Source organism: Pantoea sp. FN0305 (assembly GCF_050113845.1).
Lineage (GTDB): Bacteria > Pseudomonadota > Gammaproteobacteria > Enterobacterales > Enterobacteriaceae > Mixta > Mixta alhagi.
The window spans coordinates 287563-303864 of the sequence record NZ_JBNJSN010000004.1 but is presented as its reverse complement, the minus strand read 5'-3'; the positions used below and the strand labels follow the sequence as shown (position 1 = coordinate 303864).

Annotated in this window: 16 protein-coding genes; 13 read left to right on the top strand and 3 right to left on the bottom strand. The window is 54.8% G+C overall.

Features of this window, described 5'->3' with window-relative positions; translation table 11 throughout:
* Positions 1-21: 21 nt before the first annotated feature.
* A complete protein-coding gene (locus ACQE3Y_RS10445; RefSeq protein WP_426973071.1) occupies positions 22-1116 on the bottom strand; it encodes an ABC transporter substrate-binding protein in 1095 nt (364 codons plus the stop codon).
* A gap of 202 nt (positions 1117-1318) precedes the next feature.
* Between ACQE3Y_RS10445 and ghoS the strand changes: the two genes are divergently transcribed.
* Positions 1319-1612 carry a type V toxin-antitoxin system endoribonuclease antitoxin GhoS gene (gene ghoS, locus ACQE3Y_RS10440; protein WP_426972747.1) on the top strand — a complete coding sequence of 98 codons (294 nt, stop codon included), beginning with the start codon at positions 1319-1321 and terminating at the stop codon, positions 1610-1612.
* Between the two features lie 74 nt (positions 1613-1686).
* The gene (locus ACQE3Y_RS10435) at positions 1687-2571 is read left to right on the top strand and encodes a fructosamine kinase family protein (protein WP_426972749.1); all 885 of its coding nucleotides are present in this window, start codon (positions 1687-1689) and stop codon (positions 2569-2571) included.
* Positions 2572-2601: 30 nt separating this feature from the next.
* On the opposite strand, the gene ACQE3Y_RS10430 is transcribed toward ACQE3Y_RS10435, so the two are convergent.
* Positions 2602-3138: a YniB family protein gene (locus ACQE3Y_RS10430; RefSeq protein WP_426972751.1), complete on the bottom strand. Its 537-nt coding sequence runs from the start codon at positions 3136-3138 to the stop codon at positions 2602-2604.
* A gap of 160 nt (positions 3139-3298) precedes the next feature.
* Between ACQE3Y_RS10430 and hxpB the strand changes: the two genes are divergently transcribed.
* The 7 genes from hxpB (at position 3299) to ACQE3Y_RS10395 (ending at position 11141) form a co-directional block, all read left to right on the top strand.
* A complete protein-coding gene (gene hxpB, locus ACQE3Y_RS10425; protein WP_426981606.1) occupies positions 3299-3970 on the top strand; it encodes a hexitol phosphatase HxpB in 672 nt (223 codons plus the stop codon).
* A 251-nt stretch (positions 3971-4221) separates the two neighbouring features.
* Entirely contained in the window at positions 4222-5058 is an 837-nt protein-coding gene (kduI, locus tag ACQE3Y_RS10420) for a 5-dehydro-4-deoxy-D-glucuronate isomerase (protein ID WP_426972754.1), read from the top strand.
* A gap of 22 nt (positions 5059-5080) precedes the next feature.
* The gene (gene kduD, locus ACQE3Y_RS10415; RefSeq protein ID WP_426972755.1) at positions 5081-5842 is read left to right on the top strand and encodes a 2-dehydro-3-deoxy-D-gluconate 5-dehydrogenase KduD; all 762 of its coding nucleotides are present in this window, start codon (positions 5081-5083) and stop codon (positions 5840-5842) included.
* Positions 5843-5966: 124 nt separating this feature from the next.
* Positions 5967-6542 carry a metal-dependent hydrolase gene (locus tag ACQE3Y_RS10410; RefSeq protein ID WP_426981605.1) on the top strand — a complete coding sequence of 192 codons (576 nt, stop codon included), beginning with the start codon at positions 5967-5969 and terminating at the stop codon, positions 6540-6542.
* Positions 6543-6732: 190 nt separating this feature from the next.
* Positions 6733-8124 (top strand): L-cystine transporter, encoded by a 1392-nt coding sequence (locus ACQE3Y_RS10405; protein ID WP_426981604.1) that lies wholly within the window; start codon positions 6733-6735, stop codon positions 8122-8124.
* Between the two features lie 229 nt (positions 8125-8353).
* Entirely contained in the window at positions 8354-10618 is a 2265-nt protein-coding gene (gene katE, locus ACQE3Y_RS10400; RefSeq protein ID WP_426972758.1) for a catalase HPII, read from the top strand.
* A 136-nt stretch (positions 10619-10754) separates the two neighbouring features.
* Positions 10755-11141 carry a DUF6515 family protein gene (locus ACQE3Y_RS10395; protein ID WP_426981603.1) on the top strand — a complete coding sequence of 129 codons (387 nt, stop codon included), beginning with the start codon at positions 10755-10757 and terminating at the stop codon, positions 11139-11141.
* A 131-nt stretch (positions 11142-11272) separates the two neighbouring features.
* Here the strand turns inward: ACQE3Y_RS10395 and osmE are convergent, their stop codons facing one another.
* Positions 11273-11608: an osmotically-inducible lipoprotein OsmE gene (gene osmE / locus ACQE3Y_RS10390; RefSeq protein WP_085071865.1), complete on the bottom strand. Its 336-nt coding sequence runs from the start codon at positions 11606-11608 to the stop codon at positions 11273-11275.
* A 266-nt stretch (positions 11609-11874) separates the two neighbouring features.
* Between osmE and ACQE3Y_RS10385 the strand changes: the two genes are divergently transcribed.
* The 4 genes from ACQE3Y_RS10385 (at position 11875) to ACQE3Y_RS10370 (ending at position 16254) form a co-directional block, all read left to right on the top strand.
* Complete coding sequence (locus tag ACQE3Y_RS10385) at positions 11875-13065, top strand: multidrug effflux MFS transporter (RefSeq protein ID WP_426972762.1); 1191 nt, start codon at positions 11875-11877, stop codon at positions 13063-13065.
* Positions 13066-13186: 121 nt separating this feature from the next.
* A complete protein-coding gene (gene nadE, locus ACQE3Y_RS10380) occupies positions 13187-14014 on the top strand; it encodes an ammonia-dependent NAD(+) synthetase (RefSeq protein ID WP_426972763.1) in 828 nt (275 codons plus the stop codon).
* Positions 14015-14262: 248 nt separating this feature from the next.
* On the top strand, positions 14263-15126 hold the full coding sequence (gene cho, locus ACQE3Y_RS10375) for an excinuclease Cho (protein ID WP_426981602.1): 864 nt from the start codon (positions 14263-14265) through the stop codon (positions 15124-15126).
* A 96-nt stretch (positions 15127-15222) separates the two neighbouring features.
* Positions 15223-16254: an SDR family oxidoreductase gene (locus tag ACQE3Y_RS10370; protein ID WP_426972765.1), complete on the top strand. Its 1032-nt coding sequence runs from the start codon at positions 15223-15225 to the stop codon at positions 16252-16254.
* Positions 16255-16302: the final 48 nt, after the last annotated feature.

Below are 16302 nucleotides of genomic sequence, written 5' to 3'. Positions count from 1 at the left end.
AAAGCGTGCTTAAAACCGCAGTTACTTTTGTGGAGCCGCCGAGCCTAATACGCCCTGGCCTTCCGGGATGGTAGTAAAACGCGTGACGATTTCATGCCAGCTGTTGGCAGGATCAAGCTGAGCGAATGCCTGTGGATAAATAAATTTCGCCAGATATTCAATACCCACAATATTCCATGGGTGATTATAGAAATTATGATAAACGCCATAAAAATGCCCTTCTTTCACTGGCTGTAACTGTGCAAAGCCCGGGCGCTGTTTCATTTTATTAAATGCCACATCAACCTGCTGCTGCGTTACGCCATAGCCGAACGGCACGGCCGCATTATTTTTGCTTGCCCACTGTGAACCCGACACGATATAGGCGTCCGGTTTCATGGCGATCACCTTCTCCAGCGATACCTCGCCAGTTGCACCCGGCAGCAGCTCTGAGCCAATATTGGTCGCGCCGACCGCTTCCACCATAGAACCCCAGCCAACATGGCCGTGGGTAAAGCAGCACGATTCCAGCCCGGCCAGCCCGGCTTTGGCTTCAATAAAGACGCGCGGTTTCGGGGAAACCGTCCGCACCTTATCCTGAATTGCCTGGTAGTGCTGCTGATAAAAATCGGTGTACTGCTGCGCTTCCTGCTCGCGATTAAGCGCCTCACCCAACAGCGTTACGCTGGCTGGCGCATCCTTTACCGGGTTTTTAAAGGTATCGATAAACAGCACCGGAATATTCAACTGCTTAAGCTTTGCCAGCACGCCGGTCTGGGTTAACGACGGTTTTGAGCGCAGCTGTGCAATCATTAAATCTGGCCGCTGGGCGATAACGCTTTCAAGATTTACCTCACCCTTATCGCTGAAGCCCATATCGGTAATATGCTCAGCCTGCGGCCATTTGCCCAGCATCAGTTGCCAGGTTTGCCCGTCGCTTTTCTTTAACAGGTTATTCCAGGCCACGACGCGCTGAAAAGGATCCGCGCGATCGAGCAGCGCCAGCGCAAGAATATCGCGTCCGTCCTGAACCACGATTCGCTGCGGCTCCTTAGCCAGGGTGATTTTCTGCCCATCGAAATCAGTCAGGGTAACGGGATAAGTGGTTGCTACGGCCGATGCGGAAGCTGCCAGCATAACAACCGAGGCAGAAAATTTTATTGCGCGATGCACATCGTTCTCCTTGTCACAGACGGTGCCTGTTCAACTATTATTCAAAAGGTTAGCGCCATGATAATAATGATAATTAATCGCATTATCAAACCTGTTTTGTTACTGATTCGCCGCTTTGGCAGTGATGGTCTAAGCTGAAAATTCTTTCGGGAACAACGAGGTGAATATGAGCCCATCAAGTGTGACCCGGTATGTTGTTACCTTTCGTTACCAGGACAAGGGGCTGGCTGCCGGTCTTGAACTCAACAGCGCGATGACTAACAGCGGTTTTAGCGCTACTCTGCAGGATGATGAGGGCCATACGCACGAGCTGGGTACCAACAGTTACGGCATCGTCAGCGCTAAAAGCGCTGATGAGATCCGTCAGCAAGCCATCAGCCTCGGCGAAGTCGCGCTGGAGAGTGAGCCGGAGGTGGAGGTACAAACCTTTGTGGATTATATCCAGCAGAACCGCCCTTAACGCCTGAAGAGCGAGCCGCGCGTTGGCGCCGATTTTATGCTCTGTCATTACACAGCGAGAATGAGGATAACCCCATGTGGTCAGCCATAAGTCGTCTGTTGAATGAACAATTAGGACATGCGGAAATTACCCAGCGCACGGAGCTGCCTGCCGGTGAAGTTCATGCTGCCTGGCAAATTCGCTATGGCGAACATCAACTCTTTATGAAGTGCAATACGCAGGAGATGCTGAGCGCCTTTACCGCCGAAGCGGATCAGCTGGCGCTGCTGGCACGCAGCCAGACGGTACGCGTGCCGAAAGTGTATGGCATCGGTAGCGATCGCGATTACAGTTTTCTGCTTCTGGAATATATTGAGCCGCGTTCGCTGGATGAAGCCAGCGCCTTTCAGCTGGGGCAGCAGCTTGCCCGCCTGCATCAGTGGAGCGAACAGCCCCATTTCGGTCTTGATTTCGACAATAATATTACCACTACGCCTCAGCCCAATGTCTGGGTGCGTCGCTGGTCGCGCTTCTTTTCCGAGCAGCGGATAGGCTGGCAGCTCCAGCTGGCGGCGGAGAAAGGCATTTTGTACGGTAATACCGAGTTGATTATCGATTGCGTTCAGCGCGCACTGGCGACTCATCATCCTCAGCCCTCGCTGTTGCACGGCGATTTATGGCCCACTAACTGCGCGGGCAGCGAAAGCGGACCGTGGATCTACGATCCCGCCTGCTACTGGGGCGATCGTGAATGCGATCTGGCGATGCTTTCCCGCTATCCTGCTTTTCCGGAAAACATTCTGGCAGGTTATCAGTCGGAATGGCCGCTGCCGGAGGATTATCCACAGCGTCAGCCAGTTTATCAGCTTTATTACCTGCTCAACCGCGCCAATGTGTTTGGCGGTGCCTGGCTAAGTGAGGCGCAGCGCGCGGTGGGCCTGCTGCTGGAACGGGATGAGCAACAGAAAAATCGGGCCTGAAGCGATCATTGTTCAGGCCCGTTACGCTGTTCAGATAAAACCGGTTACTGACAGTACAAAGTAGCCTGCCAGGGCGATAACGATCGGCAACACATAGAGCGGGAAGATTTGCAGGAAAATAGTGTGCCGTGGCACCACGATTTTTTCCTCCAGCTGCTGTCGGCTGCGCCCTTCCTCACCTTTTACCTGTTCCAGGATCAGCATATCTTCGAGCCCTTCTTTTATATGGCGCGACTGACGCCACATACGTGCGCCCGATGCCTGCAGCGCCAGACCCACAAAAATCAGGATATAGATAAGCCAGAAACCGATATTGCCACCCGCATTAAAGTCGGGCACCGGCGAATTACGCCAGAAAAAACCAAGAAACGGCGTATTGAAACGGATCATATCGATCATCACGTGAATAAAATCGAGCAGCACCGCATCAATGCCGGGCCGCTTTTCGCTGTGCGTGAACATAAAATTCATTAGCGATACCAACGTGGAAACCAGCGCCGGTAGAAAAATAATCCAGCCAGCCACGCGTTTGATAATGGCAACACGGCCAGCCTGTTGATAAGTCATGGTTTCTCCTTGCACCTGTTGTCTGGCAGTAAGTCTACCCGCTGTCAGGGAAAAGCGCCTGGAAAAAAGCGCTGCTAATTATTTTATCCTGTGAGTCCCACCATGCCTGCTGGAAAGCTTCATGCTATGTTAAAGACAAAATGTGAAAATGGAGCCTTGTATGACCTACACCCGACCTGTACTGGCCGCGATATTTGATATGGACGGTTTGCTGATTGATTCTGAACCCTTATGGGATCAGGCGGAAATGGATGTATTCGCCACGCTGGATGTTGATCTGTCGCGCCGTAGCGAACTGCCGGATACGCTGGGCCTGCGTATCGATCAGGTGGTGCGCATGTGGTTCGAAACGCTGCCGTGGAATGGACCCAGCCAGCAGGAGGTTACCGACCGCATCATTACCCGCGCCATCAATCTGGTGGAAGAGAAGAAACCGCTGTTGCCGGGCGTGGAGCAGGCGCTGCAGCTCTGCCGGTCTGAGGGTTTAAAAATCGGTCTGGCTTCCGCTTCACCGCTGCATATGCTGGAAAAAGTACTGGCACTGTTTAATCTGCGCGACTCTTTCGAGGTGCTGGTCTCCGCCGAGGCGCTACCCTACAGCAAACCGCATCCGCAGGTCTATCTGGATGCCGCGGCACGTCTCGGCGTGGATCCGTTAAACTGCGTCACGCTGGAAGATTCCTTTAACGGCATGATTGCCACTAAAGCGGCGCGTATGCGCTCGGTCGTGGTTCCCGCAGCTGAATATCGCAGCGATGGGCGTTGGGCGCTGGCGGACGTTAAGCTGGATTCGCTGTTACAGCTCACTGCCCAGCAGTTAAAGGGCTACTGACTTTTACCCTGCCTGCGCTTTGCAGGCAGGCTATTTCCTTTGCGCCCTGTCACTTTGACTCTGCTGCTGGTCTCCGATCGCTGCCACGCCCTGCTTTAGCTCCACTGTTTTTTCCGCAAATATGATCCGACGTGCAAAATAAATAAAACACCATTTCATTTTTATTGAATTCGCATGCCGACCTGCCTATGATTCTGTTAACGACAAGCGTATTCCTGATTTATAGGTTCTAACCTCAGAGAGGCATCGACATGCAAGTTCGTCAAAGCATCCATAGCGACCATGCCCGTCAGCTTGATACGGCTGGCTTACGCCGCGAATTTCTTATTGAGAACATATTCACGGCTGACAACTACACCATGACCTACAGCCATATCGACCGCATTATCGTCGGCGGCGTAATGCCGGTGCGTGAAAGCGTCACTATCGGCAGCGAAGTGGGTAAGCAACTGGGTGTGAGTTATTTTCTGGAACGCCGCGAACTGGGCGTGATCAATATTGGCGGGCCGGGCCTGATTGAAGTTGATGGCAAAGCCTGGGAAATTGGTAACCAGCAGGCGCTCTATGTGGGCATGGGCGCGCAGTCGGTGGTGTTTAAAAGCGTAGATGCCAGCCAGCCCGCTAAATTTTATTACAACAGCGCCCCGGCCCATACGCGTTACCCGGATAAAAAAATCACCCTGGAAGAGGCCTCGACTGCCACGCTGGGCGATCCCGCCACCAGCAACCGCCGCACCATTAATAAATTTATCGTGCCGGATGTGTTACCAACCTGCCAGCTCACCATGGGCCTGACCAAACTCGAAGAAGGCAGCCTGTGGAACACCATGCCCTGCCATACCCACGAACGCCGTATGGAAGTTTACTTTTACTTCGATATGGATGAGGAAACCGCCGTGTTTCATATGATGGGTCAGCCGCAGGAAACGCGTCATCTGCTGGTGCATAACGAGCAGGCGGTAATTTCGCCGAGCTGGTCGATTCATGCCGGCGTCGGCACCAAACGCTATACCTTTATCTGGGGCATGGTGGGTGAAAATCAGGTCTTTGACGATATGGATCACGTCAAAGTCAGTGAACTGCGTTAACGACGATTACAGGAAGCAAAAAATGATACTGAATGCATTTAACCTCGAAGGAAAAGTGGCGCTGATTACCGGCTGTAATACGGGTCTGGGTCAGGGAATGGCTGTAGGGCTGGCGCAGGCGGGCTGTGATATCGTCGGCGTTAACCACTCTGGCGCGGATGACACGCCCGCGCTGGTGGAAGCTACCGGCCGCCGCTTTATCAACATCAATGCCAATTTGATGGATAGCAGCTGCATCCCGCAAGTGGTGCAACAGGCGGTTGCCGCCTTTGGTCGTATCGATATTTTAGTTAACAACGCCGGTATTATTCGCCGCCAGGACGCGATTGAATTCAGCGAGCAGAACTGGGATGACGTGATGAATATCAACAGCAAAACGGTATTCTTCCTCTCGCAGGCGGTGGCGCGTCAGTTTATCAGTCAGGGCAACGGCGGCAAAATCATCAATATCGCCTCCATGCTCTCTTTCCAGGGCGGAATTCGGGTGCCATCTTATACCGCGTCTAAAAGCGCGGTAATGGGCCTGACGCGGTTGATGGCCAATGAGTGGGCGGCGCATAACATTAATGTTAACGCCATCGCCCCGGGCTATATGGCAACCAACAACACCGAGCAGCTACGTAACGATGAAGGTCGCAGTCAGGAAATTCTTGGCCGTATTCCGGCCGGACGCTGGGGTAAACCGGACGATATGATGGGGCCGGTCGTATTCCTGGCTTCATCCGCTTCTGATTATGTTAACGGCTATACGCTGGCGGTTGACGGCGGCTGGCTGGCACGCTAATGGTTACCGGACAGGGCCTGGCTCTGTCCGGTATTCACTTTTGGTTACAGCGTCACAACTTCCATTCTACTGTATAAATCCCCTATACTGGATACATTGACAGTTATGTATCCAGGTTATCTCCATGACGGCCGAAGGCCACGTTATTTTCGCCATTGCCAGCGCTATTTTTGCCAAGCGCGCTGAGCTTACGCCAGAGCTGGCTAACGGCGACTGGTGGCATATTATTCCGGCGGTTCTGCTGACCTGCCTGCTGCCTGATATCGATCATCCCCGCTCAACCCTTGGGCAGCGTTTTCGCTGGATTTCCCAGCCCATTGCGCGGGCGTTCGGGCATCGGGGCTTTACCCATAGTTTACTGGCGGTGCTGGGCGGCATCGTGCTGCTACAGTTTAATCTGCCGCACGGTTCGCCGTTGCCGGGCGATGCCATGCACGGCATGGTATTAGGCTATCTCAGTCATATTGCGGCTGATATGCTCACGCCCGCTGGCGTGCCGCTGTTGTGGCCATGCCGCTGGCGCTTTCGACTGCCGCTATTAAACACAAAATCAGGCAACCAGCTGGAACGTCTGTTCTGCCTGGCGCTGGTTGCCGGGGCGTTATGGTTTCCGTCTGGCATGCCCCAGTTCGGTGCGGACGGCTGGCCTGCCCGCGTAATGAATAACGTACAGACGGGCATCGATCGTCTGTTGAACTAAGCGCCTGCTGCATTTGCATACAAAATCAGACAAAAAGTTATAACCCATTCCATTCGGATCTAATGGCGTCAGGTGCTGACCTGATACCATTTCGCCCATTGCGCAACACACTGCGCCGATAAAAACACTTCTTCCGACCCCACAGGCTGCGTTTTAACGCGGCGGTGGGGTAATCTCATGGAGAAAAAAAATGAATGTCCCGCTTATTTTGAATATTTTGACGTTTATCGTCCTGCTGGTGGTGTTATCCCGGCTTGGCCGCCAGGGCTGGAGCCTGTCGAAAAAAGTATTGGTGGGTCTGGTCATTGGCGTGCTGTTTGGCCTGGCGCTGCATCTGATCTACGGAGACAACGCAGCGGTACTGAAAGAGTCGATTAGCTGGTTTAACGTGGTAGGCAACGGTTACGTTCAGCTGCTGCAGATGATCGTGATGCCGCTGGTATTTGTCTCTATTCTCAGCGCCGTGGCGCGTTTGCATAACGCCTCCGCATTGGGAAAAATCAGCGCGCTGACCATTGGCGTCCTGCTGTTTACCACCGCTATCGCGGCGCTGGTCGGGGTATTTGTCACTACCCTGTTTGGTCTGACCGCCGAAGGTCTGGTGCAGGGCGTGCAGGAAACGGCTCGTCTGTCGGCCATTCAGTCTAACTATGCGGGTAAAGTTGCCGATCTCAGCGCGCCGCAAATGCTGCTCTCTTTTATCCCGAAAAATCCCTTTGCCGATCTGGCCGGTGCTAACCCCACCTCCATTATCAGCGTGGTGATTTTTGCCGCTTTCCTTGGCGTTGCCGCCTTGCAGTTGTTAAAGGATGACCGGGAAAAAGGTGAGCGCGTCCTGAAAGCGATTGAGGTTTTACAGCTGTGGGTAATGAAGCTGGTTCGCCTGATTATGAAGCTGACGCCATATGGCGTGCTGGCGCTGATGACCAAGGTGGTGGCCAGCTCTAACCTGCAGGATATCATCAAGCTCGGCGGCTTTGTGGTGGCCTCATATCTGGGCCTGGCGATTATGTTTGGCGTACATGCCCTGCTGCTGTCGGTTAACGGCATTAATCCGCTGCGCTTTTTCCGTAAGGTCTGGCCAGTGATCACCTTTGCCTTTACCAGCCGCTCCAGCGCCGCTTCTATTCCGCTTAACGTGGAAGCACAGACCCAGCGTCTCGGCGTGCCGGAATCTATCGCCAGCTTCTCCGCCTCATTCGGTGCCACTATCGGACAGAACGGCTGTGCCGGTCTTTATCCTACTATGCTGGCAGTAATGGTTGCGCCGACCATGGGCATCAACCCGCTGGATCCGGTATGGATCGCCACGCTGGTTGGTATCGTGACGCTGAGCTCAGCCGGTGTGGCGGGCGTCGGCGGCGGTGCGACCTTTGCCGCGCTGCTGGTACTGCCGGCGATGGGGCTTCCGGTTACTCTGGCTGCCCTGCTTATCTCTATTGAGCCGCTGATCGATATGGGCCGCACCGCACTGAACGTTAATGGTTCAATGACGGCCGGTTCCCTCACCAGCCGCTGGCTGCGCCAGACAGACAAGGCGCTGCTTAATAGCGACGATCATAGCGAACTGGCACATCGCTAACGCCGCTGTGCCCTGACAGTGAACCTGAGCCTGCTGCGTTCAGGTCGGACAAACCCCTTAAGGGCCGGATTTTCCGGCCCTTATTTTTTTCTCTGTGGCTCGCCTGAAGACATTTTCTTTTCAACCGCCTTAATGCGCTATAACACAAAATCCCGGAAATTCCAGGCGTACCTAATGTGCTGTTCTATAGTTAATGGAGCCTTAAACGACATCAACAGGAGCAATGCTAATGTCGAAAGAAACCGATAATAAGGAGCTGAGCCACAGCGCACCGGCTACAGGCCCCGAATCCGCCAGGCCAGGTCTGGATTCTTTAGCCCCAGCGGATGGATCGCATCAACCCTCTTCCGAACCGACGCCGCCAGGCAAACAGCCTACCGCGCCGGGAAGCCTCAAGTCGCCCACCACGCGTAACGCCAAACTCGATCAGCTGGACGCGCACCGCAAAGGCGGTGAGAACTTTCCGCTGACCACCAATCAGGGGACGCGCATCGCCAACGATCAAAACTCACTGAAGGCGGGAACGCGCGGACCAACGCTGTTGGAAGATTTCATCATGCGTGAAAAAATCACGCATTTTGACCATGAACGTATTCCTGAGCGTATCGTGCATGCGCGCGGTTCAGCGGCACACGGCTATTTCCAGCCCTATCGCTCCATGAGCGACATCACCAAAGCGGATTTCCTGCGCGATCCCAGTCAGGTCACCCCGGTCTTTGTCCGTTTCTCCACGGTTCAGGGCAGCGCCGGCTCCGCCGATACCGTGCGGGATATTCGCGGCTTCGCCACCAAATTTTATACGCAGGAAGGCGTGTTTGACCTGGTGGGCAATAATACGCCGGTGTTCTTTATTCAGGACGCGCATAAATTTCCTGACTTTGTCCATGCGGTGAAACCCGAACCGCATAATGAAATCCCGCAGGGACAAAGCGCGCACGATACCTTCTGGGATTACGTTTCGCTGCAGCCGGAAACGCTGCATAACGTGATGTGGGCAATGTCCGATCGCGGTATTCCGCGCAGCTATCGCACCATGGAAGGGTTTGGCATTCATACCTTCCGCATGATTAACGCAGAAGGTAAAGCAACCTTTGTCCGTTTCCACTGGAAGCCGGTGGCAGGCAAAGCGTCGCTGCTGTGGGACGAGGCGCAAAAGCTGACCGGCCGCGACCCTGATTTCCATCGCCGCGATCTGTGGGAAGCGATTGAGGCAGGCGATTATCCGGAATATGAACTCGGCGTGCAGCTGATCCCGGAAGCGGACGAATTTAAGTTTGATTTTGATCTGCTGGATGCCACCAAGCTGATCCCTGAAGAGCTGGTACCGGTAGAGCTGATCGGTAAAATGGTGCTGAACCGCAACCCGGATAATTTCTTTGCCGAAACCGAGCAGGTTGCCTTCCATCCGGGCCATATTGTGCCGGGCCTCGATTTTACTAACGATCCGCTGCTGCAGGGTCGCCTCTTTTCCTATACCGATACGCAAATCAGTCGCCTTGGCGGTCCGAATTTCCATGAAATTCCTATTAACCGCCCGGTCTGCCCTTACCATAACTTCCAGCGTCAGGGCATGCATCGCATGGATATTGATACTAATCCAGCGAACTATGAACCGAATTCTATCAACGATAACTGGCCGCGCGAAACGCCGCCGCAGCCGCGCCGTGGCGGTTTTGAAAGTTATCAGGAGCGCATCGAAGGTCACAAAGTACGTGAGCGCAGCCCATCGTTCGGCGAATACTATTCCCAGCCGCGTCTGTTCTGGCTAAGCCAGACGCCAATTGAGCAGCAGCATATTATTGAAGCCTTCTCTTTCGAGCTGGGTAAAGTCGCGCGTGCCTATATTCGCGAGCGCGTCGTGGATCATCTGCTGCATATTGATGTGTCGCTGGCGCACGGCGTGGCGCAGAATCTGGGCATTGCACTGTCGGATGAAAAACTGCATACCGCGCCGCCTAAAGATGTTAACGGCCTGAAAAAGGATGCCAGCCTGAGCCTGTATGCCATCTCGAACGGCAATATCAAAGGCCGTCAGGTTGCTCTGCTGGTGAGCGACGGCGTGAAAGCGGCCGACGTGCTGGCGATTTTGCAGGAGCTGAAAGCGCACGGCGTGCACGCCAGGCTACTGGCCTCGCATATGGGACAGGTGCGTGCCGATGATGGCTCCAGCCTGCCGATTGACGGCACCTTCAGCGGCCTGCCTTCGGTTACGGTGGATGCGGTGATTGTGCCGGACGGTAATATTGATGCGCTGCTGCTGAGCGGCGATGCGCGCTATTATCTGCTGGAGGCTTATAAACATCTGAAGGTTATCGGCCTGAGCGGCGATGCTCGCCGTTTCAAAGCGCAGTTTGGCCTGGGCGACGATGAGCCTGAAGAAGGACTGGTTGAGGATGTGAAAGCCGAAGGAGTACTGATGAGCGAGTTTATCGCTTCTCTCGGCGCGCACCGTATCTGGTCTCGCAGCCAGAAAGCGCTAAGCGTACCAGCCTGATGCCGTTGGCGGGCTATTTAGCCCGCCACGTTAAGGAAGCGTTAAGCATAGTAACCATGCGCTAAATCCCCCTTTCCCCGCTTGTTTTTCCCACGTTTAGATCGATTCTGCTGTGAGTTAATGCAGGCGAATTATCATGAAAAAGGTTATCGCATCGCTACTTGCCCTGACGCTAACCACACCGGTTATTGCCCTGGCCCATCCAGGCGAACCGGACCCGGGCTGGCACCATGGCGGCGGCGGTCCCGGCTGGGGACGTCCGGCCCCCTTTCGCTTCCTGCCAGAGGCGGCAACCGCCGTGTTGATTGGCGGCCTCACTTACTACTTACTCAACGGCACCTATTACCAACGCCAGGGAGAAAACTACGTGGTAGTAAAACCGCCTGCAGAACGCGTTACGCTCGACAACAGCATGCATGCGCTTGACTACAACGGGCGACGCTATTATGTGCAGGATGGGCACTACTATGAACGCAATATTGACGGGGCATATCTTGAGGTACCGCGTCCGCCGGGGCTATAGACTGGGATAGTGTAGGACGCAGGAAAGTCTGTTGTGCAGCGGCCCTGTCTGATGGAACAACCATCAAGATAAACAGAAAGCAGAAACAGCAGGGGCGGCCTTAGGCCGCCCCTGCTAATTTCGTTCAGACCTTACTGATTGGCCTGCGGATCGGTATCGTACTCTTTACAGCTCTGGAAGCCGTAGTTCATCACGCGACCTGTGTCGTTATAGCTGACAAAATAGGTCTGCGGTTTGCCGTCACGCTCGCCCAGTACATAAGTCTGACAGGTACCGCGCGCGTGTACCATGGTGATTTCAGTAGACGCCGGGCCAGCTACCTGACGAACCTGTTCACGCGTCATGCCTTTTTTCACATCCTTCACGACGGGCTGAGTAACGAAACTTTCAGCACGATCGTAAGCGGTACAGCCAGATAACACCGCTAAAGCCACTGCAGCACCAATAAATCCTGTGAGTTTTTTCATCTTTATGTTCCTCATTCATTGTCCATGTGAAGTAATCCTGGAACACAACTACTGATTTATCAAATTTATGCCGCAGATTTGTTGGTTTTCAGCCGACTCCGATTTAGCGTTGCGCAAGGGTCATTGCCCGGCGAAACCGTGGGGAAACCAGGCGTAAAACCGTATAATCGCGCCGCCTGCCCCCGCAGCGATAGTGCAGTCCGCAGAGGTCTGCGCAATAAATGCACAACATGCCACACCGTTTTAGACAGGGAGATAAAAACAACATGACATCAACCCATCGTAACCCTATTGGCTATGCGATAAGCCTTGGCCTGCTGGCGGCGTTAGGGCCGCTATGCATCGATCTTTATCTGCCGGCGTTGCCTGACCTGGCTGCAGACCTGAACACGCCCACTGCTACCGCGCAGCTAAGCCTCACTGCCGGTCTGCTTGGGCTGGGCGTAGGACAGTTACTGTTTGGCCCGCTCAGCGATAAAATGGGCCGTCTGCGACCGCTGAATCTGTCGCTGATTCTGTTGATTATTGCTTCGGTAGGCTGCGCGCTGGCGCAAAACATCGACCAGCTATTACTGGCGCGCCTGTTTGAAGGGCTGGCTGGCGCTGGCGGCGCGGTCCTGTCACGCGCTATTGCCCGCGACATGTATAGCGGACACGATTTAACGCGCTTTTTTGCTTTGCTGATGCTGGTGAATGGTCTGGCCCCGATTGCCGCACCGGTGATGGGCGGCGCGTTGATGGCTGTCCTTGACTGGCGCGGGCTATTTATGGTGCTGGCGCTGATCCCGCTGCTGCTGCTGATTATGGTGCGCGTTAAGCTGCATGAAACCCTGCCGCCTGAGCAGCGTAGCCATGGCTCCCTGCTCTCTGCCTGGGGAGCCCTGGGCAAAGTGGTCACCCATCGTCCCTTTATGGGGTTCTGCCTGACGCAGGGGTTTATGATGTCCGGGATGTTCGCTTATATCGGCGCATCGCCTTTTGTGCTGCAGCAGATCTACGGCCTGTCGCCGCAGGCGTTCAGCTTCTGCTTTGCGCTGAACGGGCTGGGGCTGATTATCGCATCACAAACCAGCGCCCGCCTCTGTCCGCTGTGGGGTGAATATCGCGTGCTGAAAGGCGGTCTGATGCTGGCGTTTATGGCTTCCACCAGTCTGGTTTTAACCGGTCTCACCGGCGCAGCGCTGCCGCTGGTGCTGGTGGCATTGTTCTTTACCGTGGCCAGCAATGGCGTCATCTCCGTTACCGCCGCATCGCTGGCGATGCAAAGCCAGGGCAAACGCGCAGGCAGCGCCTCGGCGGTGATTGGCGTCACCATGTTTACCCTTGGGGCGATCAGCGTGCCGGTTACCGGCCTGGGCGGCACCTCGGTATTAACCATGACCTTTACCATCTTTGGCTGTTATGTGTTGGCAATCACAACCTTTATCCTGCTGGCAAAAAAACCGCAAACTGTCTGAATTAACCGCGCCTGAACATTTCTCAGGCGCAAACCCGCTTGTCGTTTTGCCTGATGCACGTTAGCTTTAACAGATACGCATTCGCAACGAGCCATCAGGCTACTGATTTAAGGAGTGGTTTATGTCACTGCAGCAGGAAATAATTAAGGCGCTGGATGTCAAGCCGACGATCGATGCCAGAGAGGAAATTCGTACCAGCGTTGAGTTTTTGAAATCCTATCTGAAAGCCCATCCCTTTTTAAAAACCCTGGTGCTGGGCATCAGCGGCGGTCAGGATTCTACCCTCTGCGGCAAATTGAGCCAGCTGGCTATCAGCGAACTGCGCGAAGAAACCGGTAACAGCGCCTATCAGTTTATTGCCGTGCGTCTGCCGTACGGCGTGCAGGCGGATGAAAAAGATTGTCAGGATGCGCTCGATTTTATTCAGCCCGATCGTACGCTGGTGGTAAACATCAAAGAAGCAGTGCAGGCCAGCGAGCGCGCGCTGAAAGAGGCAGGTATTGAGCTTAGCGATTTTGTACGCGGCAATGAAAAAGCGCGCGAACGTATGAAGGCGCAATACAGCATCGCCGGCATGACCCAGGGCCTGGTGGTGGGTACCGACCATGCGGCTGAAGCGGTTACCGGCTTCTTTACCAAATATGGCGACGGCGGCACTGATATTAACCCGCTGCATCGCCTGACCAAAGGCCAGGGCAAAATGCTGCTAAAAGAGCTGGGCTGCCCGCAGCACCTCTATCTCAAACACCCAACGGCAGATCTGGAAGACGATCGCCCGGGCCTGCTGGATGAAGTGGCGCTGGGCGTTAGCTATGGTCAAATCGATGCCTATCTTGAAGGCCAGCAGATCGATGAATCTGCCGCCAAAACGATAGAAGGCTGGTATCTGAAAACCGAGCATAAGCGTCGCCTGCCGGTCACCGTTTTTGACGATTACTGGAAAAAATAATCGCTCTGCGGGCAGACTGCCGCATGCGGCCTGCTCGCTTTTGGCTCTCTCTTTCCGCCCCGCTCAGCCTTTTCGTAACTTCCGTTTGCCCGGCCAGGCTACCCATTATGTTTGCAATATGCGCAGGTGGCTCAGTCTGACTCCCTTCTACGGGCGATGATAAAACCTGCAATGCGCCGTTTTTTTGCGCTGTTCAATTTCCGCCCCGGCTGATAGACTGGATATGCAACCAGTAAACGGAGTCACCTGTGGTAAGACGTGCTGCCAGCCACCGCCTTGAATTTGAAGCGGCGGCCATTTATGAATATCCCGATCATCTTCGCTCATTCCTGGCCGACATTCCGAAGCTGCCCGGCGTCTATACGTTTCACGGCGACAGCGACGTTATGCCGCTCTATATCGGCAAAAGCATTAACTTGCGTACGCGGGTAATGTCACATTTCCGCACGCCGGATGAGGCAAAAATGCTGCGCCTGACGCGCCGTCTGAGCTGGATAACCACCGCCGGCGAGCTGGGGGCGCTGCTGCTGGAAGCACAGATGATCAAAAATCAACAGCCGTTGTTCAACAAACGGCTGCGGCGCAACCGGCAGCTCTGTTCGCTTCAATGGGACGGCCTCTCTCAGCCCGCCATTGTTTATGCGCGCGATCTCGATTTCTCCGCCTCGCCTAACCTGTTTGGGCTCTTTTCCAGCCGCCGTGCTGCGCAGGAGACGCTCAAGTCTGTCGCCGATGAACATCAGCTCTGTTATGGCCTGCTGGGGCTGGAAAGCCACAGTAAAAATCGCGCCTGTTTCCGTGCCAGCCTGAAACGCTGTGCTGGCGCCTGCTGTGGCAAAGAGTCGGTGAGCGATCATCACCAGCGATTGCTGGCCGCGCTGGAGAAAGTCCGCGTAGTGTGCTGGCCATGGCCGGGTGCCGTCGCGCTGGTGGAGGAAGGCCCGCAGGCAACGCAGATGCACATTATCCATAACTGGTTCTACCTTGGCTCCGTCAGCCACCTCGACGAGGCGAAAAGTCTCACCAGTCCGCCGAAGGGCTTTGATAATGACGGCTACAAATATCTTTGCCGCCCGATGCTGAGCGGAAAATATCCGATTATCCCGCTCTGATCCCGGCACCGCTTCGCATGAACTGTGATTTGCGTCTACCTTTTAATCAGTTGTGTCGCCGTTTGTTAGACACTTTACTGATGGAAAGGAGAACACATGTCTCAACACGATCACAGTAAGTTTTCTCGTCGCCAGGTGGTTGGCGGCCTGATGGGCAGCATGGCGGTTACCGGTATGGCTATGGCGGGCAGCGCCAGCGCAGCGGAAAGCGGCAGCGCCGGTGCAGCCCCAAACAACGTTCCGCCGCTAACCGGTAAAAATCCGCTCGACGCTTTTCCCAAACCCCCTTTTGAACGCCAGCCGCAGGATCCGCCGGGCCTGGCCAGTAAAATGGTGCCACGCCCCGATCACGGTGAAGAAAGCTACCGTGGCAGCGGACGTCTCACCGGCCGCAAAGCGCTGATCACCGGCGGCGATTCCGGTATTGGCCGTGCCGTGGCGATTGCCTACGCGCGTGAAGGTGCCGATGTCGCAATTAACTATCTGCCGGAAGAAGAGTCGGATGCCAAAGAGGTCATCGATCTGATTCAGGCGGCGGGCCGTAAAGCGGTTGCTATCCCTGGCGATATTACCGATGAGGCTTTTTGTCAGAAGCTGGTTAACGATGCGGCAACGCAGCTTGGCGGGCTGGACATCCTGGTTAACAATGCTGGCCGACAGCAGTATGTGGAGTCGATTACCGATCTGACCACCGAGTCGTTCGACAAAACCTTCAAAACTAACGTCTACGCGATGTTCTGGATCACCAAAGCGGCAATGGCGCATCTGAAGCCGGGCTCAGCCATTGTCAATACCTCTTCGGTGCAGGCAGGCAAACCCAGCGCTATCCTGCTGGACTACGCGCAAACCAAAGCAGCGATTATTGCCTTTACCAAAGCACTGGCAAAACAGGTGGCGGAAAAAGGGATTCGGGTCAATGCCGTTGCGCCGGGCCCTTACTGGACGCCATTACAATCCAGCGGCGGTCAGCCGATGGAAAAAGTGATGAAATTTGGCGAGGAAGCGCCGTTTGGTCGACCGGGGCAGCCGGTTGAGATCGCCCCGCTCTATGTCACGCTGGCCTCAGCGGAAAGCAGCTTTTCTTCAGGTCAGGTCTGGTGCTCTGACGGCGGCACCGGCACCTTCTGATAAAAAAACCGCCGACGCTGCCCACGGCACAAGGCCATGGACAGCGTC

Bases quoted from the DNA above. Each gene is read 5' to 3' on its own strand.
- ACQE3Y_RS10445 (WP_426973071.1), bottom strand. From the start codon at position 1,116: ATGCTGGCAGCTTCCGCATCGGCCGTAGCAACCACTTATCCCGTTACC.
- ghoS (WP_426972747.1), top strand. From the start codon at position 1,319: ATGAGCCCATCAAGTGTGACCCGGTATGTTGTTACCTTTCGTTACCAG.
- ACQE3Y_RS10435 (WP_426972749.1), top strand. From the start codon at position 1,687: ATGTGGTCAGCCATAAGTCGTCTGTTGAATGAACAATTAGGACATGCG.
- ACQE3Y_RS10430 (WP_426972751.1), bottom strand. From the start codon at position 3,138: ATGACTTATCAACAGGCTGGCCGTGTTGCCATTATCAAACGCGTGGCT.
- hxpB (WP_426981606.1), top strand. From the start codon at position 3,299: ATGACCTACACCCGACCTGTACTGGCCGCGATATTTGATATGGACGGT.
- kduI (WP_426972754.1), top strand. From the start codon at position 4,222: ATGCAAGTTCGTCAAAGCATCCATAGCGACCATGCCCGTCAGCTTGAT.
- kduD (WP_426972755.1), top strand. From the start codon at position 5,081: ATGATACTGAATGCATTTAACCTCGAAGGAAAAGTGGCGCTGATTACC.
- ACQE3Y_RS10410 (WP_426981605.1), top strand. From the start codon at position 5,967: ATGACGGCCGAAGGCCACGTTATTTTCGCCATTGCCAGCGCTATTTTT.
- ACQE3Y_RS10405 (WP_426981604.1), top strand. From the start codon at position 6,733: ATGAATGTCCCGCTTATTTTGAATATTTTGACGTTTATCGTCCTGCTG.
- katE (WP_426972758.1), top strand. From the start codon at position 8,354: ATGTCGAAAGAAACCGATAATAAGGAGCTGAGCCACAGCGCACCGGCT.
- ACQE3Y_RS10395 (WP_426981603.1), top strand. From the start codon at position 10,755: ATGAAAAAGGTTATCGCATCGCTACTTGCCCTGACGCTAACCACACCG.
- osmE (WP_085071865.1), bottom strand. From the start codon at position 11,608: ATGAAAAAACTCACAGGATTTATTGGTGCTGCAGTGGCTTTAGCGGTG.
- ACQE3Y_RS10385 (WP_426972762.1), top strand. From the start codon at position 11,875: ATGACATCAACCCATCGTAACCCTATTGGCTATGCGATAAGCCTTGGC.
- nadE (WP_426972763.1), top strand. From the start codon at position 13,187: ATGTCACTGCAGCAGGAAATAATTAAGGCGCTGGATGTCAAGCCGACG.
- ACQE3Y_RS10370 (WP_426972765.1), top strand. From the start codon at position 15,223: ATGTCTCAACACGATCACAGTAAGTTTTCTCGTCGCCAGGTGGTTGGC.